The organism is Ruegeria sp. ABV3_008, assembly GCF_056161185.1.
In genome coordinates this window covers 80044-102605 of record NZ_JBSWYP010000002.1, presented here as the reverse complement: position 1 = coordinate 102605, position 22562 = coordinate 80044, and the positions used below count along the sequence as shown (strand labels likewise).

At 59.1% G+C, this 22562-nt stretch carries 22 protein-coding genes; 6 read left to right on the top strand and 16 right to left on the bottom strand.

Translation table 11 applies throughout. The features are described 5' to 3' along the window. The first annotated feature begins 35 nt into the window (after window positions 1-35). Window positions 36-1055 carry a ribose-phosphate pyrophosphokinase gene (locus ACXAH8_RS04585; protein WP_475216438.1) on the top strand — a complete coding sequence of 340 codons (1020 nt, stop codon included), beginning with the start codon at window positions 36-38 and terminating at the stop codon, window positions 1053-1055. Between the two features lie 102 nt (window positions 1056-1157). Next, window positions 1158-1598, top strand: a complete 441-nt coding sequence (rpiB, locus tag ACXAH8_RS04580) for a ribose 5-phosphate isomerase B (protein ID WP_475216436.1) — start codon at window positions 1158-1160, stop codon at window positions 1596-1598. 42 nt (window positions 1599-1640) lie between these two features. On the opposite strand, the gene ACXAH8_RS04575 is transcribed toward rpiB, so the two are convergent. From ACXAH8_RS04575 to ACXAH8_RS04545, 7 genes are all read right to left on the bottom strand, one after another. Continuing rightward, complete coding sequence (locus tag ACXAH8_RS04575) at window positions 1641-1991, bottom strand: H-type lectin domain-containing protein (RefSeq protein WP_475216433.1); 351 nt, start codon at window positions 1989-1991, stop codon at window positions 1641-1643. A gap of 116 nt (window positions 1992-2107) precedes the next feature. Further along, on the bottom strand, window positions 2108-2518 hold the full coding sequence (locus ACXAH8_RS04570) for a F0F1 ATP synthase subunit epsilon (protein ID WP_475216431.1): 411 nt from the start codon (window positions 2516-2518) through the stop codon (window positions 2108-2110). Window positions 2519-2530: 12 nt separating this feature from the next. Then, a complete protein-coding gene (atpD, locus tag ACXAH8_RS04565; RefSeq protein WP_170460468.1) occupies window positions 2531-3955 on the bottom strand; it encodes a F0F1 ATP synthase subunit beta in 1425 nt (474 codons plus the stop codon). Window positions 3956-3973: 18 nt separating this feature from the next. Next, window positions 3974-4852, bottom strand: a complete 879-nt coding sequence (locus ACXAH8_RS04560; protein ID WP_170374620.1) for a F0F1 ATP synthase subunit gamma — start codon at window positions 4850-4852, stop codon at window positions 3974-3976. Between the two features lie 12 nt (window positions 4853-4864). Beyond that, a complete protein-coding gene (atpA, locus tag ACXAH8_RS04555; protein WP_170374618.1) occupies window positions 4865-6403 on the bottom strand; it encodes a F0F1 ATP synthase subunit alpha in 1539 nt (512 codons plus the stop codon). Continuing rightward, a complete protein-coding gene (locus ACXAH8_RS04550) occupies window positions 6404-6964 on the bottom strand; it encodes a F0F1 ATP synthase subunit delta (protein ID WP_170374616.1) in 561 nt (186 codons plus the stop codon). A gap of 300 nt (window positions 6965-7264) precedes the next feature. Continuing rightward, on the bottom strand, window positions 7265-7999 hold the full coding sequence (locus ACXAH8_RS04545) for a class I SAM-dependent methyltransferase (RefSeq protein ID WP_170374614.1): 735 nt from the start codon (window positions 7997-7999) through the stop codon (window positions 7265-7267). Between the two features lie 62 nt (window positions 8000-8061). Here ACXAH8_RS04545 and gloB point away from each other — a divergent pair, with 62 nt between their 5' ends. Beyond that, window positions 8062-8829: a hydroxyacylglutathione hydrolase gene (gloB, locus tag ACXAH8_RS04540; RefSeq protein ID WP_475216428.1), complete on the top strand. Its 768-nt coding sequence runs from the start codon at window positions 8062-8064 to the stop codon at window positions 8827-8829. Window positions 8830-9003: 174 nt separating this feature from the next. Beyond that, on the top strand, window positions 9004-11328 hold the full coding sequence (gene clpA / locus ACXAH8_RS04535) for an ATP-dependent Clp protease ATP-binding subunit ClpA (protein ID WP_475216426.1): 2325 nt from the start codon (window positions 9004-9006) through the stop codon (window positions 11326-11328). Between the two features lie 83 nt (window positions 11329-11411). Here clpA and ACXAH8_RS04530 read toward each other — a convergent pair whose 3' ends face one another. From ACXAH8_RS04530 to ACXAH8_RS04515, 4 genes are all read right to left on the bottom strand, one after another. Continuing rightward, window positions 11412-12053: a phosphotransferase gene (locus tag ACXAH8_RS04530; RefSeq protein ID WP_475216424.1), complete on the bottom strand. Its 642-nt coding sequence runs from the start codon at window positions 12051-12053 to the stop codon at window positions 11412-11414. A 111-nt stretch (window positions 12054-12164) separates the two neighbouring features. Beyond that, complete coding sequence (locus ACXAH8_RS04525) at window positions 12165-13844, bottom strand: peptidoglycan -binding protein (protein ID WP_475216422.1); 1680 nt, start codon at window positions 13842-13844, stop codon at window positions 12165-12167. Window positions 13845-13847: 3 nt separating this feature from the next. Beyond that, window positions 13848-15026 carry a biopolymer transporter ExbB gene (locus tag ACXAH8_RS04520; protein ID WP_475216420.1) on the bottom strand — a complete coding sequence of 393 codons (1179 nt, stop codon included), beginning with the start codon at window positions 15024-15026 and terminating at the stop codon, window positions 13848-13850. A 68-nt stretch (window positions 15027-15094) separates the two neighbouring features. Continuing rightward, window positions 15095-15625: a gamma-glutamylcyclotransferase gene (locus ACXAH8_RS04515; protein ID WP_170701916.1), complete on the bottom strand. Its 531-nt coding sequence runs from the start codon at window positions 15623-15625 to the stop codon at window positions 15095-15097. A gap of 67 nt (window positions 15626-15692) precedes the next feature. On the opposite strand from ACXAH8_RS04515, the gene ACXAH8_RS04510 reads away from it, so the two are divergent. Next, on the top strand, window positions 15693-16694 hold the full coding sequence (locus tag ACXAH8_RS04510; RefSeq protein ID WP_475216418.1) for a DUF2125 domain-containing protein: 1002 nt from the start codon (window positions 15693-15695) through the stop codon (window positions 16692-16694). Here ACXAH8_RS04510 and ACXAH8_RS04505 read toward each other — a convergent pair. The 4 genes from ACXAH8_RS04505 to ACXAH8_RS04490 form a co-directional block, all read right to left on the bottom strand. Then, complete coding sequence (locus ACXAH8_RS04505; RefSeq protein ID WP_475216416.1) at window positions 16691-17536, bottom strand: extensin-like domain-containing protein; 846 nt, start codon at window positions 17534-17536, stop codon at window positions 16691-16693. The genes ACXAH8_RS04510 and ACXAH8_RS04505 overlap by 4 nt on opposite strands. Further along, window positions 17533-18453, bottom strand: coding sequence for a prephenate/arogenate dehydrogenase family protein (locus tag ACXAH8_RS04500; protein ID WP_475216413.1), 921 nt, complete (start codon window positions 18451-18453; stop codon window positions 17533-17535). Before ACXAH8_RS04500 ends, ACXAH8_RS04505 begins: the two co-directional genes overlap by 4 nt. Beyond that, the gene (gene hisC, locus ACXAH8_RS04495) at window positions 18450-19535 is read right to left on the bottom strand and encodes a histidinol-phosphate transaminase (protein WP_475216411.1); all 1086 of its coding nucleotides are present in this window, start codon (window positions 19533-19535) and stop codon (window positions 18450-18452) included. The genes ACXAH8_RS04500 and hisC overlap by 4 nt, the downstream gene beginning before the upstream one ends. A 64-nt stretch (window positions 19536-19599) precedes the next feature. Then, the gene (locus ACXAH8_RS04490) at window positions 19600-21015 is read right to left on the bottom strand and encodes an aminotransferase class V-fold PLP-dependent enzyme (protein ID WP_475216409.1); all 1416 of its coding nucleotides are present in this window, start codon (window positions 21013-21015) and stop codon (window positions 19600-19602) included. A gap of 102 nt (window positions 21016-21117) precedes the next feature. On the opposite strand from ACXAH8_RS04490, the gene ACXAH8_RS04485 reads away from it, so the two are divergent. Beyond that, window positions 21118-21579 (top strand): Lrp/AsnC family transcriptional regulator, encoded by a 462-nt coding sequence (locus ACXAH8_RS04485; protein WP_170374590.1) that lies wholly within the window; start codon window positions 21118-21120, stop codon window positions 21577-21579. Between the two features lie 2 nt (window positions 21580-21581). On the opposite strand, the gene ACXAH8_RS04480 is transcribed toward ACXAH8_RS04485, so the two are convergent. After that, the gene (locus ACXAH8_RS04480; protein ID WP_475216407.1) at window positions 21582-22406 is read right to left on the bottom strand and encodes an SDR family oxidoreductase; all 825 of its coding nucleotides are present in this window, start codon (window positions 22404-22406) and stop codon (window positions 21582-21584) included. Window positions 22407-22562: the final 156 nt, after the last annotated feature.

Below are 22562 nucleotides of genomic sequence, written 5' to 3'. Positions count from 1 at the left end.
GTCACATTGCCAACGCTGCCCGGGGACTCCAGCCGATGCCGACACTCCACGAACCCAAGCTGATTGCTGGGAACGCTAACCTTCCGCTTGCCGAAACCATATCGCGCCGCATGAGCCTTTATCGCGGCGTTGATCAGGGTCTGGTCGACGCCCGCGTCGAGCGCTTCAACGATGGCGAGATCTTCGTCGAGGTGTTCGAAAACGTCCGTGGCGAGGATATGTTCATTATCCAACCGACCTCAAACCCGGCGAATGACAACCTGATGGAGCTGCTTATCATCGCCGATGCGCTTCGTCGCTCGTCCGCGCAACGCATCACCGCCGTGATCCCTTACTTTGGCTACGCCCGTCAGGACCGCCGCACCAAGGCGCGCACACCGATCTCGGCCAAGCTGGTCGCCAACATGCTGACCGGCGCAGGGATCGAGCGAGTTCTGACGATGGACCTGCACGCGGCCCAGATTCAGGGCTTTTTCGACATCCCGGTGGACAACCTCTACGCCTCACCGATCTTTGCGCTAGATGTGAAAAACCAATTCAAAGACAATATAGACGAGATCATGGTGGTATCACCCGACGTCGGCGGCGTGGCCCGTGCGCGCGAACTTGCCAAGCGGATCGAAGCCCCCCTGTCGATCGTCGACAAACGCCGAGAAAAAGCCGGTGAAGTGGCCGAGATGACCGTAATCGGCGATGTTAAAGACAAGATCTGCCTGATCGTCGATGACATGTGCGACACTGCCGGCACCCTGTGCAAAGCGGCGCAGGTGCTGCTGGACAACGGCGCGAAAGAGGTCCACTCCTACATCACTCACGGCGTCATGAGCGGACCCGCGGTTGAACGTGTGACGAATTCGGTGATGAAATCTCTGGTTCTGACCGACACGATCCAGCCGACAGATGCGATCCTGAAAGCCAAAAACATCCGCATCGTACCGACCGCGCCGATCTTTACCCAGGCCATCCTGAACATCTGGAACGGCACCAGCGTCTCGTCCCTGTTCGAGGACAAGACCCTGACCCCGATCTACGAATCCATGTACCAGATGGACTAATCTGACAGGGCGGCTTGCGATAGCCGCCCTTTTCTTTTCAGCAGCGGCGGATTAGGACGCCTCTGCCCTTTCTCCACCACCATACTGCGGGACAGCGTTCTCATGACTGACACTAAACGCGTCGTTCTTTCCAGCGACCACGCCGCCATCGACCTGCGCCAAGCCCTTGCAGCGCATATCGCCCAAGCCGGGTGGGAGGTCGTCGATATCGGCCCCACAACGCCCGAAAGCACGCATTACCCTCTGCACGGCAAAGCTGCGGCTGAACGTGTAGCCTCGGGCGATTGTACGCTGGGTGTTCTGCTGTGTGGCACAGGCCAAGGGATCATGATGGCCGCAAATAAGGTTCCGGGTATCCGCTGTGGCGTCTGCTCGGATACGTTCTCGGCCCGGATGATCCGCCAGCACAATAACGCCAACATGCTGTCGATCGGCGCACGGGTCATTGGCGAAGGTCAGGCGCTCGACATCGTGGATGCGTTCCTGACGGCCGAGTTTGAAGGCGGCCGCCACGCAACACGAGTGGACATGATCGAAGACTGATCAAAGCACTGGCCCGCATGACATGCGGGCCACAACAGCGCCTTATGAGATGTCCCAATCATCCTCGTGCGCAACCTCACCAATTGCCGTCCATGAGGCGCGGATACGAGCGATCTTCGTATCGGACCATGTTCGAAACACGGCCGTGAACCCTTCGGCCGTGATCTCTTCGGTCTGAACCTCGGCGCGCAGGGCCGAGGATGTATCCACATCCCACAAAGATACTCCGATCTGGATCACCGGGGCTGATCGGAACGGCTGGCTGAATTTCACCGGGGAACGACGCTCACGCGGGCCATTGCCCGTCCACATGTCGCCGCCGTTGGAAAAGTCCGAGAATAGAACAGTCTCGCCTTGGTCAATACCTATGGGATGGGTGCGAAAAATCTTCATGTTTTTATATCTTTAACTCGTAATTACCGGAACTTATTCCACAGTTATCTCACAATCACGACAAAAAAACGGCCCCGCAAAAGCGAGGCCGTTCAATTCTTCTGCAGGTGAACCTGTTACAGGCTCATATGCGTTCCAAGGGCTTCCATATCGGCCAGCAGCTTGGCGGCTTCGTCGACGATGGACTGATCATCTCCTTCCTTGGCCGCGTCATGCGAGGCACGCGCGTCAGCGATCAGGTCATCGAGATGCGACCGGGTCACTTCGGCAACCGGAATGGCCTTTTCGGCCAGAACCGACAGGCCATCACCGTTGATCTGAGCAAACCCACCGGTCACCAGATATTCGCTGGCGCCTTCGGGTGCGTCGACCTTCAGGATGCCCGGGCGCAGCGTGGTGATCGTGGGGGCATGATCGGGCATTGCCGTCATGTCGCCGTCCGCGCCGGGTAGCTGGACCGCGGTGGCCGCGAGCGAAGCAAGGCTCCGCTCGGGGCTGACGAGGTCGAATTGCATTGTGTTTGCCATCAGGGATACTCCTTAGGCGGCTTCTGCGGCCATCTTCTCCGCTTTGGCGATCACTTCGTCGATGCCGCCAACCATCAGGAAGGCCGCTTCGGGCAGGTGATCGTATTCGCCAGCCACAACAGCTTTGAACGATGCGATGGTCACGTCCAGAGGAACCTGAACGCCGGGCGAGCCGGTGAAGACTTCGGCAACGTCGAACGGCTGCGACAGGAAGCGCTCGATCTTACGGGCACGGGCCACGGTCAGTTTGTCTTCTTCCGACAGTTCGTCCATGCCGAGGATGGCGATGATGTCCTGCAGCGACTTGTAGCGCTGGAGGATCTGCTGAACGTCGGTCGCAACCGCGTAGTGCTCTTCCCCAACGATGGCCGGGTCCAGCAGACGCGACGACGAGTCGAGCGGGTCAACAGCCGGGTAGATACCCTTTTCCGAGATCGCACGGTTAAGAACGGTCGTCGCATCCAGGTGCGCAAACGATGTTGCCGGCGCGGGATCGGTCAAGTCGTCCGCAGGAACATAGATGGCCTGCACCGAGGTGATCGAACCCGACTTGGTCGAGGTGATGCGTTCCTGCAGGGCGCCCATGTCGGTGGCCAGTGTCGGCTGGTAGCCCACAGCCGAAGGAATACGACCCAGCAGAGCTGAAACCTCGGAGCCGGCTTGCGTGAAGCGGAAGATGTTGTCGACGAAGAACAGAACGTCGGTACCGGACTGGTCGCGGAACTGCTCGGCCAGGGTCAGACCTGTCAGAGCAACACGTGCACGCGCACCCGGAGGTTCGTTCATCTGGCCGTAAACCAGCGCAACCTGCGATTCCGACAGATTGTCGGGCTTGATCACGTTCGATTCGATCATCTCGTGGTACAGGTCGTTCCCTTCACGGGTCCGTTCACCAACACCCGCGAACACCGAGAAGCCCGAGTGCACTTTTGCGATGTTGTTGATCAGTTCCATGATCAGAACGGTTTTACCAACGCCGGCGCCGCCGAACAGGCCGATCTTACCGCCTTTGGCGTAGGGGGCCAGCAGGTCAACAACCTTGATGCCGGTGACCAGGATTTCCGACTCGGTCGACTGTTCGTCGAACTCAGGTGCGGGCTGGTGGATCGCGCGGGCTTCAGTTGCTTCAACCGGGCCTTTTTCGTCGATCGGCTCGCCGACAACGTTCAGGATGCGGCCCAGAGTTGCGTTACCAACCGGAACCGAGATCGGTGCGCCGGTGTCGGTTACAACTTCGCCACGGACCAGACCTTCGGTCGCGTCCATCGCGATGGTGCGGACGGTGTTTTCACCCAAGTGCTGAGCAACTTCCAACACCAGGCGCTTGCCGTTGTTGGTGGTTTCCAGCGCGTTCAGAATTTCAGGCAACTGATCTTCGAACTGCACGTCGACGACGGCCCCGATGATCTGTGTGACTTTGCCTTTTGCATTCGCCATGTTTCGTCTCCGGTTTTCTTACAGCGCTTCGGCGCCGGAAATAATTTCAATCAGCTCGTTGGTGATCACGGCCTGACGCGAGCGGTTGAACTGGATCGTCAGCTTGTCGATCATCTCACCCGCGTTGCGTGTCGCGTTGTCCATCGCGGACATCCGTGCGCCCTGTTCAGACGCTCCGTTTTCGAGCAGAGCCGAGAAGATCGCGGTCGCAACCCCCTTGGGCAGCAGGTCAGCCAAAATGGCCTCTTCGCTGGGCTCGTAGTCGAAGATGGCACCGCTGTCGTCACCTGCCGCTTCGTCCTCGAACGAGGCGGGGATAACCTGCTGTGCCGTCGGGATCTGTGTCACAACGTTGACGAACTTCGAGTAGAAGATCGTGGCAACATCGAACTCACCCGCATCAAAGCGAGACAGGACGTCCTTCGCAATGTCTTGCGCATTGGTGTAGCCAATACGTTTGACTTCGCTCAGGTCGACATGACCTACGAACAAATCGCCCAGATCGCGCTTGAGCGCGTCGCGGCCTTTTTTGCCGACGGTCAGAACTTTGACCGTTTTGCCTTTGCCGCGCAGCTCTTCCGCTTTGGCACGGGCAAGCTTTGCGATGTTCGCGTTGAAGCCGCCACACAGGCCGCGTTCAGCTGTCATCACAACCAGCAGATGGACATCATCACTGCCCGTACCACGGAGCAGCTTGGGGGCGCTGTCGCTACCCCCGACCGAAGCCGCCAGCCCCGCCATCACGGCATTGAACCGCTCGGCATAGGGGCGCGAGGCTTCAGCAGATTCCTGGGCGCGGCGCAGTTTTGCAGCCGCGACCATCTGCATGGCCTTGGTGATCTTGCGGGTCGATTTGACCGACTCGATCCTGTTTTTAAGGTCCTTCAGACTAGGCATCGGAACCTCCTCTTATGCGAAGGTCGCGGCAAATTCGTCGATCGCTGCCTTGATCTTGTCGGACGCTTCACCTTTGATCTTCGGATCTTCGTCGGTCAGCCATGTCAGCAGGTCAGCATGCTTACCGCGCAGGTGCGCCAGCAGACCGGCCTCATAGCGGCCAACATCCGATACGTCGATTTTGTCGAGGTAACCGTTGGTCCCTGCGAAGATGACGCAGACGATTTCCGCGTTGGTCAGCGGCGAGTACTGCGGCTGTTTCATCAGCTCGGTCAGACGCGCACCACGGTTCAGCAGCTGCTGAGTTGCGGCGTCGAGGTCCGAACCAAACTGCGCAAACGCAGCCATTTCGCGGTACTGAGCCAGTTCCAGTTTCACCGGACCAGCAACCGATTTCATCGCGTTGGTCTGGGCCGAGGAGCCCACACGCGAAACCGACAGACCGGTGTTCACAGCAGGACGGATACCTTGGTAGAACAGCTCGGTTTCCAGGAAGATCTGACCGTCGGTGATCGAGATCACGTTGGTCGGAATAAACGCCGAAACGTCACCACCCTGAGTTTCGATAACCGGCAAAGCGGTCAGCGAGCCTGCACCGAAATCTTCGTTCAGCTTCGCCGAACGCTCCAGCAGACGGGAGTGGAGGTAGAAAACGTCACCCGGATACGCTTCGCGGCCCGGCGGACGACGCAGCAGCAGGGACATCTGACGATAGGACACAGCCTGCTTCGAAAGGTCATCATAGATGATCAGCGCGTGGCGGCCATTGTCGCGGAAGTACTCGGCCATCGCAGTCGCGGCGTAAGGCGCCAGGAACTGCATCGGCGCCGGATCGGACGCGGTCGCGGCAACAACGATCGAGTATTCAATCGCGCCGGACTCTTCCAGTTTCTTCACCAGCTGCGCCACGGTCGAGCGCTTCTGACCAACCGCAACGTAAACGCAGTACAGTTTCTTCGACTCGTCGTCGCCTGCTGCGTCGTTGTAAACTTTCTGGTTCAGGATGGTGTCCAGAGCAACGGCGGTTTTACCGGTCTGACGGTCACCAATGATCAGCTCACGCTGGCCACGGCCGATCGGGATCATCGCGTCAACCGATTTCAGGCCGGTCGCCATCGGCTCGTGCACCGATTTACGCGGGATGATGCCGGGGGCTTTAACGTCTGCAACGCCACGCTTGGTTGCGTTGATCGGGCCTTTGCCGTCCAGCGGGTTGCCCAGACCGTCTACAACGCGGCCCAGCAGCTCGTCACCGATCGGAACGTCCACGATCGAGTTGGTGCGCTTGACGGTGTCACCTTCTTTAATGTCACGGTCAGAACCGAAGATTACGACACCGACGTTGTCGCTTTCCAGGTTCAGGGCCATGCCCATGATGCCACCGGGGAATTCGACCATCTCACCGGCTTGCACGTTGTCCAGGCCGTATACACGGGCAATCCCGTCACCGACGCTCAGCACGCGGCCGATCTCGGCCACTTCGGCTTCCTGACCAAAATTCTTGATCTGGTCCTTCAGGATTGCAGAAATCTCTGCAGCTTGGATTCCCATTTATCCGACCTCTTTCATTGCATTCTGTAGGGAGTTCAGCTTCGAACGGATCGAGCTATCGATCATTTTCGAGCCCACTTTAACGACAAGACCGCCGATGAGGCTTTCATCCACGGTCGCATTGATAGTCACGGTCTTGCCCACACGCTCGGACAGCGTCTTGGACAGTTTTTCCATTTGCGTCTTGGTCAGCGCCTTGGCCGAGGCGACATCGGCGGTCACTTCGCCGCGCTCTTCGGCCAGCATATCGCGCAGGACTTGCACCAGCTGCGGCACCACAAACAGGCGACGCTTCTGTGCCATCAGACCCAGCGTGTTGCGCAGGATGGCGTTTAGGCCCATCTTGTCAGCAACAGCGGCAATGGCGTTTTCCTGTTCGGCGCGGGAAACCAGCGGAGATGCGATCAGGTCGCGCAGATCGGCGCTTTCGCCCAGTGCTGCCGCAAGATCATTGATGCCGGATTCCAGACCTGCAAGGTCTTTGTTCTCTTTTGCGATCTCGAAAATCGCGGTGGCATAGCGCTCGGCGATGCCTGTGGAAATCGAAGCTGGTTCGGACACGTCCACCCTTCCGATACTTAGGCCCCGAAAACCGCGCGCGCAGCCAACCCGGGGGCGTGAAGATACCCCGTCCTTGAAGGGCGGGGATCAAAATCACCGGGGATGTATCAGAGGTGCTTCCACCAAGCAATACGCGATAGCGGTAACTGAATTATCCACAAAACGTTATTTTTCATAGGCTTAACCCAAGTGCGACCGTTTGGACCCCTTGGCGCAGTTGAAAAATGTTACTGATTTGCAGGTTTTTGCGATTCCTGTGGCCTTTTTCCCGCATTTTTTCCCAATGACTGCGCGGAATCGTCACGCCGGCTTCAGCAAACCGTCCAGCGCCTTGATCGGACGTTTCACCTTGTCCTTGGTGACCGTACCGCTTGGCGGGCGGATCAGCTTGCTGACCTCAACCATTAGCACGCCTCCGGCCATAATGGTGGGAATACGCTGGCCGGTTTTTTCGATCAGGCTACCCGATTTTAGCCAGAACCGTCGGAACGAGGGCGGCAGATACAGCGCGGAACAGTGGTTTTCAGGCACGAAATGATGGCTGCGCAGAAGGTTCTCAAGTTGCGTGGCCGAATATGGGTGACCAAATCCGAACGGTGTCCGGTCGGATCGCGACCACAGCCCCGCCCGGTTCGGCACTACAAAAAGCGCCCTCCCCCCCGGCCCCAACACGCGCCAGCATTCCTCAAGCACCTTGCTGGGCTGTTCCGAGGTCTCAAGCCCGTGCATCACCACCAGCTTGTCCACGTGGCCCGTCTCAATCGGCCAGAGCGTTTCTTCGGTCAGGACGGACACATTGGGCATCCCGGCAGGCCAGGGCATCACCCCCTGAGGGCCGGGCATCAAACCGATAACCCGCCGCGCATCGGCGAGGTAGGGCCGCAGAAGAGGGACCGCAAAGCCAAATCCGGCCACCGTTTGGCCCTTCGCCTCAGGCCAAAGGTCGATCAGCCGACCACGAATCGCAGCCTGTGCCGCACGGCCCAGCGTACTGCGATAGTAGAAATTCCTCAGATCCTGCACATCAAGATGCATTGCGGACACCCGGTCAATCGGCTTAGCTGAGGCGCAGTCTAGCAACGAAAGGGCAAAAGGCCATGCCTCTTGAGATCGTAACCATCCCATGTCTCAGCGATAATTACGCGTTTCTTGCGCATGATGCCCAAAGCGGCGCGACCGCGCTGATCGACGCACCCGAAGCCGGGCCCATCCTGGCCGAGTTGAAGGCGCGTGGCTGGACCCTCAGCCATGTCTTTCTGACCCACCACCACTGGGATCATGTCGACGGACTGCCCGGAATTCTTGAAAAACACTCCGCTAAGGTAATCGGAGCCGCCGCCGATGCCCACCGCCTGCCCCCGCTCGATCAACAAGTCAGCGACGGTGAGAGTTTTGAGTTTGCGGGCGAGCCAGTTCAGGTAATGGATGTCTCGGGGCACACTTTGGGTCACGTCGCCTATTACATGCCGCAAAGTGCCGCTGTCTTCACTGCGGATAGCCTGATGGCGCTGGGATGCGGGCGTTTATTCGAAGGCACGCCAGAGCAGATGTGGCGCTCACTCAGCAAGCTTGCGGCGCTGCCAGATGACACGCTGGTCTGTTCGGGCCATGAATACACCCAGTCCAATGCCAAATTCGCCGTCACCGTTGATCCGAATAATGCTGCATTGCAACAGCGCGTCGCCGATATCGACCGCGCGCGCTCTGCAGGTCTGCCCACGGTGCCCTCAACATTGGGTCTGGAAAAGGCAACCAACCCGTTCCTGCGCGCCGATGATCCGGCGATTCTGGCCCATTTGGGCATGGAAGGCGCGGACCCGGTTGCTGTTTTTGCCGAGATCAGGGGTAGAAAAGACAATTTCTGATGCCTATTTGACCATCCTCACGGCCACTCTCACAACAAATGTGACTGTCAAGTGAAAGAAAACCCTTGAAGCCGGGCGTCGATCAACCAAACTCTAATAGTATGAGGACATGGTTGGGATGGGGATCCGGCCGCAAGCCTGCCCCCTTCTGACCCAAGACAGAGGAGCACCCGCGTGCCTTCATTCTCGAGCACTTTGGAACAAGCCATTCACGCAGCTCTGGCAGCGGCGAATGAACGGCGACATGAGTTTGCTACGTTAGAGCATCTACTACTGGCGCTTTTGGAAGAGCCTGACGCGATCCGGGTCATGAAAGCCTGCAGCGTCGATCTGGACGAATTGCGCAGTACATTGGTCGAATTCATTGATGAGGATCTGTCGAACCTCGTCACCGATATCGACGGGTCCGAGGCCGTACCAACGGCAGCATTCCAGCGCGTCATACAGCGTGCGGCCATTCACGTGCAAAGCTCGGGCCGGACTGAGGTCACAGGCGCCAACGTACTGGTCGCCATCTTCGCCGAACGCGAAAGCAACGCTGCTTATTTCCTGCAGGAACAGGACATGACCCGGTATGACGCGGTCAATTTCATCGCGCACGGCGTCGCGAAAGACCCGGCCTATGGCGAAAGCCGCTCGGTCTCGGGCGCGGATCAGGTCGAGGATGAAGTGCAGGCCACCGCCAGCGACGAAGATCAAAAAGAAAGCGCGTTGGGCAAATATTGCGTCGATCTGAACGCGAAATCGCGCGCAGGCGATGTGGACCCGCTGATCGGCCGCGCCGATGAGGTCGAGCGCTGCATTCAGGTGCTGTGCCGCCGGCGCAAGAACAACCCATTGCTGGTGGGTGACCCCGGCGTGGGCAAAACGGCGATTGCCGAAGGTCTGGCGCATAAGATCGTTGCTGGCGAAGCCCCGGATGTACTTTCGAACACCACCATTTACTCGCTCGACATGGGCGCTCTGCTGGCCGGAACCCGCTATCGCGGCGATTTCGAAGAACGTCTCAAAGCGGTCGTGACTGAGTTGGAAGATCACCCAGATGCGGTGCTGTTCATCGACGAGATCCACACCGTGATTGGTGCCGGGGCGACGTCGGGCGGGGCCATGGACGCCTCAAACCTGCTGAAGCCTGCGCTTCAAGGGGGCAAGCTGCGCACCATGGGCTCGACTACCTACAAAGAATTCCGTCAACACTTCGAAAAAGACCGCGCGCTCAGCCGTCGGTTCCAGAAAATCGACGTGAACGAGCCTTCTGTTGAAGACAGCGTGAAGATCCTGCGCGGTCTGAAGCCTTATTTCGAAGAGCATCACGCCATCAAATACACTGCGGATGCGATCAAAACCGCTGTTGAACTGTCGGCGCGCTATATCAATGACCGTAAACTGCCGGACAAGGCGATCGACGTCATCGACGAGGCCGGTGCCGCGCAGCATTTGCTGGCCGAAAGCAAGCGACGCAAGACAATCGGTGTGAAGGAAATCGAGGCCGTCGTCGCCAAGATTGCCCGCATCCCACCGAAGAACGTCACCAAGGACGATGCGGTGGTTCTGAAAGACCTCGAAGCCTCGTTGAAACGGGTGGTCTTCGGACAGGACGACGCCATTGTGGCCTTGGCCAGCGCAATCAAGCTCGCGCGCGCCGGGCTGCGGGAACCTGAGAAGCCCATCGGCAACTACCTGTTCGCCGGTCCGACCGGTGTGGGTAAGACCGAGGTGGCGAAACAGCTGGCCGATAATCTGGGCGTGGAACTGCTGCGCTTCGACATGTCGGAATATATGGAGAAACACGCGGTCAGCCGTCTGATCGGTGCGCCTCCGGGCTATGTCGGCTTCGATCAAGGCGGTCTGTTGACCGATGGCGTCGACCAGCATCCTCACTGCGTCTTGCTGTTGGATGAGATCGAAAAAGCGCACCCGGATGTGTTCAACATCTTGCTGCAGGTCATGGACCATGGTGAGCTGACCGACCACAACGGCCGCACAGTGAACTTCCGCAACGTGGTCCTGATCATGACCTCGAACGCGGGTGCTCAGGAACAGGCAAAGGCCGCCATCGGCTTTGGCCGCGACCGTCGCGAGGGCGAAGACACCGCTGCGATCGAGCGGACGTTTACGCCGGAATTCCGCAACCGTCTGGACGCGGTGATCTCGTTCGCGCCGCTGCCGAAAGAGGTCATCCTGCAGGTGGTCGAAAAGTTCGTTCTGCAGCTTGAGGCGCAACTGCTGGATCGCGGCGTGACCATCGACCTGACGCCCAAAGCCGCCGTATGGTTGGCCGACAAAGGCTATGACGACAAGATGGGCGCGCGTCCTCTGGGCCGTGTGATCCAGGAACACATCAAGAAGCCACTGGCCGAAGAGTTGCTGTTTGGTAAACTCGCCAAGGGCGGTGTTGTTCGTGTCTCCGTCAAGAAAGGCGATCTGCACTTGGATATCCTCGGCCCCGATCAGCCGCGTATTCCGGGCAACAAACCTCCGCTTTTGACGGCGGATTGATCGCAGATCATCGAAGCAGAAAAACCCGCCAGTGTTTGGCGGGTTTTTTTCATGCCCAATGCCTTATGGTAAAAATCCGGTTCTCACTGCCCGGTCTGGATTCGACGCGCTGAAGCGGTATGGGCGACGGCCCATTTGCCCCGAACCGCCCAATAGCCGGATAGCAGGCTGGACGCATAGCGCATTCCTAGCTGACCTTGCGACAAGGCCGACAGCACAGCGATGCTCAGATCGCGGGCTTTGCGAAGCCTCCCCGCTTTGGCCGGCTTAAAGTACTCGAAATCAATGAACCTGATCTGCTGCCCGTCCCAGCACATATCGCGAAAGGCGGGGCGGCCATGGGCAAGATCTAACGCATGAAGCCGCGCCAAAGCCCTTCCCGCCGCGCGGCAGGCCGTTTGTTTGCTGACAAGTTCAAGGGAACGATCCCCGCAAAACCGGGTCAGGCTGAGACCCGCATCCTCGACGGCGATGAAATCCGAACCCTCGGCCAAGATGCGCGGCACCGGCACGCCTTTGTTCCACAAATAGCGATGCGACGTCCGATCCCTGGCAAACGCCGCCTGAGGGCAACCTTTGACCAGCCAGAGATGGGGCGCAAAGCGCTCAACCCGTTTGAGCCAGAACCTGTCTCCGCTTGCGGTCTGGCACAACACCACCCGTCGGTATGATGCTCGCAATGCCGTTTCAACCGTTTGGTACAGGTCTGCTCCCTTCTGGGCCACGCGCGTCTCCTCTTAACCTATGACAGTAATCTAGGTTTGAGACGGGTGTGTTTCATCGGGTGCGGGCGGCAAGTCCAGATCGCAAAGGCGGTTTTTCGCCACGCGAGGGCCTTAGCGCTCGGTCAGTTTCAACTCAATCCGTCGGTTCTGTGCCCGCGCCTCGGGCGTGTCTTCAGGGTTGACCGGCTGGAACTCACCGAACCCGTTGGCGGCCAAGCGACTGGGTGGAATGCCCAGCGCTTCGACCATATAGCGCACGACGGAGAGCGCCCGACCCTGGCTAAGTTCCCAGTTGTCGCGATACCGACCCGACCCGGCTAAGGGCACGTTGTCGGTGTGGCCATCCACCCGGATCACCCAGTTCAGACCTTCTGGGATTTCGGCAGCAACTGTGCGGAGGATTTCAGCGACCTTGGCGACCTCCTGCCGACCTTCCAGCGACAACACGGCAGAGCCTGTGGCAAACAGAACCTCAGAGGAGAACACGAACCGGTCGCCTTCGATCCGCACACCATCCTGATCGCCCAACACGTCACGGAGGCGGCCGAAGAATTCCGACCGATAGCGCTGCAAATCCTCGGCCTGCGCCGCGAGTTCCTCATTCTGTCCGGCCAGTGCTTCGGCCTCAGCCTCAAGGCGTTGACGCTCGGCCTCTTCCAGCAGGCGGCGGCGGCGTTCCTCGGATGCGGCACGAGCCAGAGCCGCATTCAGGTCCTGCCCCAGAGACTGGATTTGGATTTCAGCGGCCGTATTGCGGTCCTCGTAGTCATCCAGCAGAGCCTGTAGCGATCCCAATTGTCCGCGCAACGCTGCGATCTGCTGGTTCAACAAAGCGGCCTCTCGCTGCGCTTTTTCCGAGACCGCCTGTTCCGCCGAAAGCGTCTCGCGGGCTACGGCCAGCAATGCATCGCGCTGTTCGGCCAGGGAACGCTGGGATGCTGCATCTTCCTGCGCCTCGGCCTGTGCTGCCAGAGCGGCCTCCAATTTGGCCTCCAGCTCTTCTGCGTTCAGCTCACCAAACTGTCGTTCCAGTTCTGCGCGGGCAGCATTTGCAGCGGCCAAGAGGGTCAAGGTATCCTCAGCCTCTTTGCGCTGCGCCTCAAGCGCTAGGGTCATGGCGGTCAGTTCCGCATCAGCGTTCTGAAGGCGATCCCTCAGAGCTTTGGCAGCGGCAGCCTCCGCCAGCCTGCCAGCCTCTTCCACACTTAGCTGATCTTCGAGTTGAGCAATCTTCGCAGCGCGTTCTTCGCCGCTTTGTTCCAAATCTGCGACCAGAGCCTCCAGCGCCTCACGGCGGGCTGCAGCAAGGCGGGCGGCTTCGGCTTGCGCGTCAATTTCTTCGCGGCTTTTCGCCAGGGCCTGATTCAGACTGTCGCGTTCGCCCAAAAGATCCGCCCGTTGCGTCTCAAGCGCAGCGATCGCGTCTTGCGCACGCGCCTGATCAGCCAACAGCGCCGCGACCTGAGCCTCGAACCCAGTGATCTGGCTTTGCGCCTCAGCCAGACTATCTTCCGTTTCGGTCAGTGTGGCATTCAAGGCCCCCAACCGCGCTTGCAGACGGCTATTCTCACGCTCTTCCAACCCTAAAGCACCAGCCAGTGCGGCAACCTCATCCGCAAGGGTCGTCAGCTCATCCTCCTGACCCGAGATCGTTTCACGCAGCACGAATTGGATGACCATGAAGATAGTCAGCACGAAGGTCAAAACCATCAACAGACCCGTCATCGCATCGACAAAACCGGGCCAGACCGAGCCCTGGAACCGTTGACCGGTGCGGCGGGAGAGGGCCATGGGTTATTCCCCCTCGTGCGTGGTTCGAACCGCGCCGCGTGGCAGGGTCAGAGCCTTCACTAGCAGTTCGATATCCTTGCGGAATTCGTTCATGCTGTCCTGACGACCGGCGGAGATCTCTTCGAGGATGCGCAGCAACTGAACATCCATCGACCGCAGGCGCATCCGGCTTTCTGCATCGATGCCCTCGCCCGCCCCGTGTTCGCGCATGTGATCCAGCAAGGCGTCCTGACCCAAGGCAACACGCTCCAGCGCGGCGGTAACGCCTTCATTATCCGCCTGACGCTGGTTCATTTGTCTGATGACAGTGACCAATTGACCAAGCTTGTTGGACACGTCGGCCCGCTCTTCCTCCTGCGCCGAGAACAGATCCTGTAGCGCGTTCATCTGATCGGACATGGCGTCAAGAACAGGCGCCAGAACCGCGACCTCAGCCCCGCCATCTTCGCCCGAGGCAAATCCGACCCGGGTGATGCCCGACAGCCATTCCTCAAGCTCGCGGTAGAAACGGTTTTGTCCGTGACCGGCGAAGACCTCCAAAAGGCCCACGATCAATGACCCGGCGAGGCCCAGCAAGGATGATCCGAACGCAACACCCATCCCCTGCAGCTGCGCCTCAAGGCCCGTCATCAAACGGTTGAAGACGGCCAGCCCCTCTTCCCCTTCCTGCGGGTTCAGGCTGCGAATGGTGTCGACAATGGCGGGCACCGTGGTGGCCAGACCGAAAAATGTCCCCAAGAGGCCTAGATAGATCAGAACGTTGGTGATGTAGCGCGTGATCTCACGCTCTTCTTCAACCCGTTCCGCAACCGAATCCAGAATGGACCGGGTCGAGGTTGAACTGATCTGCGACCGCGCACCGCGTTCGCGCAGCAGAGAGGCCAATGGCGCAAGCAACTGAGGGGTGCGCGCATCCTCATGCACCACACCGCCCACAAAAGCCTCGATCCAGCGGACCGAGCCGATCAGCTGCGCGACCTGATAGAAACAGGCGAAGACACCGATGATGAACACCAGCAGGATGAAGCCGTTCAGATAGGGATTGGCAAAGAAGACCGGCAGCACATAGGGCAGCGCCAGAAACACCCCGAGGCCCGACAGGCCGATTGCGATCAGCATCAGAAGAATCTGCCGGATCGGTTGCGAGAAATGCGGTCTCGCGCCCTGTTGTGCCTGCGCCATGCGCGTTATTCCTGGTTCTGCCTGCTCTGGCCTGAATCTAGCGAAAAGACGCCGATGACGCCAAGGGTTTATGCGGTGATGCTGCGCACCCGTTGCGACAACCACTCAAGATCGGGATCGTGCAGGCCGATCTCGGCCAGATGCTCGGTGGTGTTATACAGATATTCTGTGTTTGGACCGCGCCCTCCAACGGCATGGGCGATGATCTGAGCCTGCTCTTCCAATGGCATGCCGCCGCAATACTGTACGTGATCGGCATCAATCACATAGGTTACGGCATTTACGACCTCACCATTGTCCAGATGCACGTCCAGCATCTTTTCGACATAGGCCGACGAGATCAGCTCGCGCTCACGCAGTTCGTGAAGGGTGCGGTCCTCATGCCCAGCTTCCACGGCCAGCGCCAAACCTTTGCAATGCGCCTCAGGCTGTTCGTCCAAAGCCAGCACAAGGCCGGGGTGGTCCTCGGTGCCGCGATGGTGGATCGAACTCATGCAGAAAGAGCGCGCATATCCGTGCAGCATCGCAAGCTCGGTGCGTGCCACGGGAAAGCCCGGGTTCCACAGTAGCGATCCATATCCGAAAACCCACATCGTCATTGCTCTGGTCCTTGCCCGTTTGGGCCTATAAACATCAAATCCAAGGCAGGAAAAAGGGCCAATGCTCATGCGCCGTCTGATACGAGTGTTCATTTTTATCGCCATCGCATGGAGCGCCTATTGGTTCATCGCGGGCTATGGTCTGCGCAATGCGATCACCAGCTGGTTCGATGCCCAGCAGGCGCGCGGCTGGCAAGCCGAATTCTCAGGCGTTGAAACGGCGGGCTACCCGACACATCACACCACCCGCTTAAACAACCCGGCGCTGGCCGATCCAGTCAACGGCACCGCCTGGAGCGCCGATTGGATCGAGTTTCAAAGCCCCGCAATCTGGCCCGGTCGTCAAACCCTGAGCTTTGCCGATACGCCTCAGCGCCTATCCTATTTCGACCAGACCGCGACGATCGAGGCCAAGGCTTTGCAAGCCGAGTTGGAACTACAACCCGGTGTCGCATTGGTGCTTGAGAAGATGGCACTAACCGCTGGTCCATGGCTGATCAGCGAAGACAATGAGGCGCTGGCAGACGGTGGTACCCTCAGCGTCATCATGGAGCAGACCACTGCGCCCGAAGCCTATGCCATCACGGCGCAAATTGACGGATTTACCCCCGGTGAGGATTTGCGTGCGCTGATGCAATCGGCGACCTCGCTCCCCCAGCGGTTCGAGAAGTTGCAGTTGGATATGCTGACCACGTTCGACAAGCCTTGGGACCGGACCGCGCTAGAGGACAGCCGCCCTCAGCCCGTCGCCATTGATCTGAATCTGGCCGAGTTCAAATGGGGCGAGTTACGCCTGTTTGCAGCCGGTGAGTTGGACGTAGACTCGCAGGGCATCCCGACCGGAGAGATTGCAATCAAAGCCGAGAATTGGCGTGACATGATCGCAATGGCGAATGCCGCCGGTGCCCTGCCCGATCAAGCCGTTGACCCGGTGACCCGCGCGCTCAACTTTCTGGCCGGACTGGGCGGCAACCCGAACGCGCTGGACCTGCAACTAAACTTCCGTGACGGATTCGTGGCTCTGGGGCCGCTCCCTCTTGGCCCGGCCCCACGTCTGATCCTGCGTTAACGGCAATAGGACCCGGTGCGATACCGCGCCGTATCCAGATGAAAATGGTCCCGATGATACCTGTCTGAATTGGGTCCCAACACGGTGCCAAACGGCCCGCAAGCCCCGCGCCATATCTTCTTGAGTTGCTTTTGCGAGGGGTTCTTGCGCCAGCCTTTCAGAACGGTCACAACCTCTCCATCCGCCATGACAAAGCCGGAAATATCTATGGCGCGGCCCTTGCCATGCTCAGAGACTCGCGCGCCTTTTTGGTTGTTGCGCGTACGGCAGGCATAGTGCGCGGCAACTTGCAGCTGCACCACAGGACCACGGCGTTTGAAAGTCGGCTTGACGGTTTTGTCGACCCATTTGTTCAACGCGATGGCCGTGCCGCAATCCATCGTCGAAGCCCGGCTCAGCGTCACTCCCGAGACGGAGGTGATTTGAACCGCATCCTTGACCCCGCAGGCCTTTGTTTTGCTGGAGACACGCCCGACAGGTTTGCCTTGTATCGCGATATCACCGCAGACCGAGCCTTTGCGCAGCTTGCGCTTCTTGAAAATCACCTCCTGCTCCAACGATTTGGGTCTGAGGTAGGGCATCAAAGAGGTATCAGGCCCCAGCAGCGGCAAATCCGCCGGGCGCGCTGCTGCGGCGATCAGCTGAGGCGACTCGGGTCGTTTTTCCGGGCGCAGGTTCGGGATGGTCAGAGGCGTTGCTGCCCGGCTGGAGATCGCGACGATGCCAGCAGTTGCGACTGCTCCGGGGCGCGCAATTGGAAACAACGATTGCTCGGGCGCGGCGGCTTGGGTGGATGTGGCCCAAAGCACGGCAACAATCGCGTACCGCAAAACCTGTTTCATGATCCTGCCTTTCCCCGGCCAAAGTCCGGCGCGTCGGTATCCTGACCCGCATCAATAATCCCACGCCGGATCGCACGGGTGCGGGTGAAATAGTCGAACAGATGCTCTCCGTCCCCGGTGCGGATCGCGCGCTGCAGGGCGAAAAGCTCTTCGGTGAAACGGCCCAAAATCTCAAGCGTCGCGTCCTTGTTGGTCAGGAACACGTCGCGCCACATGGTTGGGTCCGAGGCCGCAATGCGGGTGAAATCCCGAAAGCCCGCAGCCGAGTACTTGATGACCTCGCTATCGGTCACCCGACGCAGGTCATCGGCAACACCGACCATCGTATAGGCAATCAGGTGCGGTGCATGAGAGGTCACGGCCAGAACAAGATCATGGTGATCTGCGTCCATCTCATCGACATTGGCCCCCATCCCTTCCCACAAGGCCCGCAACTGGGCGGTGGCCTCGGGGTCCGATCCTTCGACCGGCACCAGCAGACACCAGCGATTGTCAAAAAGCTCGGCGAACCCGGCCTCAGGCCCCGAATGCTCGGTCCCGGCCAAAGGGTGCGCAGGGATGAAATAGACGCCTTCAGGGATATGAGGCGAAACGGCCTCGATCACGCTGCGTTTGACCGATCCAACATCCGTCACCGTTGCCCCCGGCTTCAGCATTGGGGCGATGTCCTGTGCGACCACGCCCATCGCGCCAACCGGAACGCAGAGGACGATCAGATCCGCGCCCTCGACCGCCTCTTGCGCGGTGTCGCAGACCCGGTCACACAGGCCGATCCTGCGGGCTGTGTCGCGGGTGGCCTCAGAGCGTGCATAGCCGGTGACTTCGCCAGCCAGACCTGCGCGTTTGATGGCCCAGAACATGGAGGAGGCGATCAGGCCCAGCCCGATCAGCGCAACACGGTCGTAAATCTGGCTCATGCTGCGCCCTCTTTGAATGCGGTGATGGCCGCGACGACACGGCGGCAGGCTTCTTCATCGCCCACGGTGATCCGCAGCGCGTTTGGCAGGTTGTAGCCCGCAACGCGCCGCACAATCAAACCCTGCGATTTTAGGTAATCGTCGCAGGCCTCGGCCTCGGCCTGATCGGCAAAGCGCGCGAGGATGAAGTTGGTGAAAGACGGGTCCGACGGGACACCGATCTTGGCCAGCTCATCCGACAGCCATGCCCTCAGGCGCGCGTTTTCAGCCTGACAGAAGGACAGGAAGTCGACATCATTTACAGCTGCTTCGGCCGCAGCCAGCGCGGTCAAAGACAGGTTGAACGGTTGGCGCACCCGGTTCAGCACGTCGATGATCGACTGATGCGCATAGCCCCAGCCCACGCGCATGCCGCCCAGCCCATAGACCTTTGAAAAGGTCCGGGTCATGATGACGTTCTCATGGGCATCCACAAGAGACGCCCCGCCATCGAAACCGTCGACAAACTCGGCATAGGCCCCGTCGATGACCATCAGACAGCTATCCGGTAGACCTTGCGCCAAACGCCCCAGCTCCTGCTGCGAGATCATGGTTGAGGTCGGATTGCCGGGATTGGTGACAAACACGATCCGCGTCTGCGCTGTGATGGCTGCCAAAATGGCATCCACGTCGACCTTGCGCTCGCGCTCGGCCACCATGACCGGCGTGGCACCCGCCATCCGAGCAATGATCGGGTACATGGAAAACCCGTGCTCCGTATAAATCACCTCATCCCCCGGCCCTGCATAGGCCTGAGCGATGAATTGCAGCACTTCGTCACTGCCCACACCGCATATGATCCGCGCCGGGTCCAGACCGTGACGCGCGCCCACCGCATTGCGCAGGCTGGCGTGGTCGGTGCTGGGATAGCGATGCAAGGTGGCGGCGCTGTCGCGCACCGCCTCAATCGCTTTGGGGCTTGGACCAAACGGGTTTTCGTTGGAGCTCAGCTTGATCACATGCTCAACACCCGCCACATGCGACTGGCCGCCTTGATACAGCGCAATGTCCATAATGCCGGGTTGAGGGGTAATCTTGGTCATGAGAGGCTCCGTTTATTGGGCCTCTCATACCTGTCTCAACGCTTTCAGAAAAGCAGCAATTCCATCATGCGGCTTTGAAGCGCGCAGTCGCCGGGTCGGCATTGTAGAACGGTGCGAATTCTTCGGTCCGACGGGACAGGTCGTTGACGCTGTCGATGATGAACTGGACCGTTTCTTCGCGCATCAGATACGAGAAGTTCAAACGCACCCAACCGGGTTTCTTCATCTCTTCACCCGCGGACAGAGCGGCGTGCAGCTCCTCTGACGCGGCTCGATCTATGCCCAGGAGCCGATGCGCGTAAGGCCCGGCACAGGCGCATCCTCCGCGCGCCTGAATGCCGTATATGTCGCTGAGCATCCGCGTGAACAGTTGCTGATGCACCGGTTGCCCTGCGTTGTCGCGCACAAGGAAGGAAAAGATCGGCAGGCGATGCGCGTTTTCCACCCCAAGCAAGGTCAGGTTCGGGTTGTCCTTCCATCCCTCCAGCGCCATTTGGTTATATTGCGCCTCGCGGCGGGCGATCTCATCCGTTCCTACGGCATCCTTGACGATGAAGGCGAGTGCGGCGCGGATATCACCGATCACATTGGGCGTTCCCGCCTCCTCTCGCGTTGACAGGTTTTCGCTGTAGTCGTGGCGCCAGGGCGAGACGAAACTCACCGTCCCTCCGCCGGGCCAGCTGGGGCACCGACGCTGTACAACGTTCTGATTCACGACCAGCACGCCCGACGCCCCCGGCCCGCCTGGAAACTTGTGCGGAGACACCACGATCGCATCTTTGCGCGCATCCGCAGGCCCCATGTCCATCGGCAGGTAAGGCCCGCCCCCGGCATAGTCCCAAACGGCCAAAGCGCCATGAGACTTGAGCACACGCGTCACCGGATCGGGATCGGTGATGATCCCCGTCACATTGGACGCAGCTGAAAATGACCCGATCACCAGATCCGCATCGGCGTAAGTGTTCAGCGCCTCCTGCAGCGCGCGCAGATCAACGCCCCCTTCAGCCGCTTCCGGAATCTCGACCACCAGAGCCTTGCTCTCGCGCCATGGCAAGATGTTCGAGTGATGCTCATAGGGACCGATTAGGACAACCGGTTGATCAGCTTCCGCCACCCCGAGCAGACTGACCAACCGGTTGAGCCCCGCCGTGGCACCGGACCCGGTAAAGATCACCGCGTCTTCTCCCCTCGCGCCAACAAGGCGGGCTATCTCATCGCGTGCTTCGCGACGCAGACGGGTCATGTAGGATCCACAGAAGGAGGCCTCGGTGTGGCTGTTGGCATAAAATGGCAACACGTGATCGGCCACAAAGTCTTCGACCTGTCGCAACGCGCGACCCGAAGCAACGTAATCCGCATAGACAAGCGGCACGTCCCCCTGCAGACCCGGGATCAGAACATTCTCTCCGATCAGCCCGTCGCGCAGGTGGGAATTGTGAGTGGTGGAACAGAGATCCGCACGAAATTTGGACAGGGTCATAGCATTGGCTCCTTGCTGTAAGTCCAATGTGATCCATCCAAACTGTGGAAACATTATCGTTCTTTGCATAGTAATCACTAATTTTGTGTCGTATGACTAGATATGAGCCAAAATTTAGATCAAATAGACACCCACATCCTGAGAGAGCTTCAAAAAGACGCCACCCTTTCGCAGCGCGAGCTGGCCGATCGGGTCGGGCTGTCCCAGAACGCGTGTTGGCGTAGATTGAAAGCGCTGAACGAAAACGGGGTTCTGATCGGGTCAACTGCGCGCATCGCGCGCGAGACTTTGGGGCTGAACCTCGTGGTCTTCGTTATGCTGCGCACCCGGCATCATTCAGCCGAGTGGCTGCAGGCGTTTCGCCGCCATGTTCTGACCATTCCCGAGGTTGTGGATTTCCATCGGATCGGCGGTGACTATGACTATCAACTGAAAGTCGTGACCCAGGATATGGCGTCCTACGACAAGGTCTACCAACGCCTGATCGAGAAGGTCGAGCTGGACAGCGTGACCTCTTATTTTGCGATGGAAGCGATCGCCGAAGGGCGACCCCTTCCGATCTGAACTCAGGCCAAACCAAGCATCGCCTTCATGCCGCCGATAAAAGTTGCGTCGTCCAGAGCCTTGCGGTTGTCCAGGTATTCAACGGCATCTTCGCCGGCCCGATAGCGCAAAGTGTCAGTGTCGTCCGTCACCGCGGTCAAAATGACATCGGCGACAACACTTGGCAGCGACGTTCGCGCTGCCATTTCTTCCGAGCCCCACGCGCTGAACAAGGCCTGCACGACAGGTTGATATTCGGCCATGCTCTCGTCATTGACGAAATCAAACGAACGGCCACCAAAATCGGTGGCAATCAGACCAGGCTCGACAATCTTGACCTTGATACCTGCCGCAGCAAGCTCGTAGTGCAGCGACTCTGACAGGCCCTCAACCGCGAATTTTGTGCCATGATAAAGCGCTCCAAGGGGGAAAGTGATTTGCCCACCAATCGAAGAGATATTGACGATGCAGCCCGAACCATTTGCGCGCATATGCGGCAGAACGGCTTTCGTCACAGCCAACAAACCGATCACATTAGTATCGAATTGCCGCCGGATACGCTCCATCGGAAAGGCTTCTAGCGGGCCGTAAGCGCCGTATCCCGCGTTGTTCAAGAGAACGTCAATCTGACCAAACCGTTCAATCCCTTCGGCAACTGCGGCCGCAATTGAACCCTCCTCGGTGACGTCAAGACGTGTGACCAGAACATTCTCGAATTGCGTAAGCTCAGCTTCCTTGCTGGGGTTGCGCATGGTGGCAATGACATTCCAGCCCTGCCTGTGAAACAGCTCAGCCGTAACTCTGCCAATACCCGATGAAGCGCCAGTTATGAGGATAGTCTGTTCCATGGTCATTCTCCGCAATTGTTAGCCTGACCACTAGATAAGTTAGAAAACTGCGATACGCCTGCCGAATTCTCCTCAATATCTGCCTAATTCTCTGGCCGTCAGGATTCTGGCTAGCACTGACCTCTTGCGCAAAATATGCTGAATGAGGCAGTGGAG

Bases quoted from the DNA above. Each gene is read 5' to 3' on its own strand.
- ACXAH8_RS04575 (WP_475216433.1), bottom strand. From the start codon at position 1,991: ATGAAGATTTTTCGCACCCATCCCATAGGTATTGACCAAGGCGAGACT.
- ACXAH8_RS04525 (WP_475216422.1), bottom strand. From the start codon at position 13,844: ATGGCCCTCTCCCGCCGCACCGGTCAACGGTTCCAGGGCTCGGTCTGG.
- ACXAH8_RS04560 (WP_170374620.1), bottom strand. From the start codon at position 4,852: ATGCCTAGTCTGAAGGACCTTAAAAACAGGATCGAGTCGGTCAAATCG.
- gloB (WP_475216428.1), top strand. From the start codon at position 8,062: ATGCCTCTTGAGATCGTAACCATCCCATGTCTCAGCGATAATTACGCG.
- atpD (WP_170460468.1), bottom strand. From the start codon at position 3,955: ATGGCGAATGCAAAAGGCAAAGTCACACAGATCATCGGGGCCGTCGTC.
- atpA (WP_170374618.1), bottom strand. From the start codon at position 6,403: ATGGGAATCCAAGCTGCAGAGATTTCTGCAATCCTGAAGGACCAGATC.
- ACXAH8_RS04585 (WP_475216438.1), top strand. From the start codon at position 36: ATGCCGACACTCCACGAACCCAAGCTGATTGCTGGGAACGCTAACCTT.
- ACXAH8_RS04505 (WP_475216416.1), bottom strand. From the start codon at position 17,536: ATGAAACAGGTTTTGCGGTACGCGATTGTTGCCGTGCTTTGGGCCACA.
- ACXAH8_RS04485 (WP_170374590.1), top strand. From the start codon at position 21,118: ATGAGCCAAAATTTAGATCAAATAGACACCCACATCCTGAGAGAGCTT.
- ACXAH8_RS04500 (WP_475216413.1), bottom strand. From the start codon at position 18,453: ATGAGCCAGATTTACGACCGTGTTGCGCTGATCGGGCTGGGCCTGATC.
- ACXAH8_RS04570 (WP_475216431.1), bottom strand. From the start codon at position 2,518: ATGGCAAACACAATGCAATTCGACCTCGTCAGCCCCGAGCGGAGCCTT.
- ACXAH8_RS04480 (WP_475216407.1), bottom strand. From the start codon at position 22,406: ATGGAACAGACTATCCTCATAACTGGCGCTTCATCGGGTATTGGCAGA.
- ACXAH8_RS04545 (WP_170374614.1), bottom strand. From the start codon at position 7,999: ATGCATCTTGATGTGCAGGATCTGAGGAATTTCTACTATCGCAGTACG.
- ACXAH8_RS04490 (WP_475216409.1), bottom strand. From the start codon at position 21,015: ATGACCCTGTCCAAATTTCGTGCGGATCTCTGTTCCACCACTCACAAT.
- ACXAH8_RS04520 (WP_475216420.1), bottom strand. From the start codon at position 15,026: ATGGCGCAGGCACAACAGGGCGCGAGACCGCATTTCTCGCAACCGATC.
- rpiB (WP_475216436.1), top strand. From the start codon at position 1,158: ATGACTGACACTAAACGCGTCGTTCTTTCCAGCGACCACGCCGCCATC.
- ACXAH8_RS04515 (WP_170701916.1), bottom strand. From the start codon at position 15,625: ATGACGATGTGGGTTTTCGGATATGGATCGCTACTGTGGAACCCGGGC.
- hisC (WP_475216411.1), bottom strand. From the start codon at position 19,535: ATGACCAAGATTACCCCTCAACCCGGCATTATGGACATTGCGCTGTAT.
- ACXAH8_RS04510 (WP_475216418.1), top strand. From the start codon at position 15,693: ATGCGCCGTCTGATACGAGTGTTCATTTTTATCGCCATCGCATGGAGC.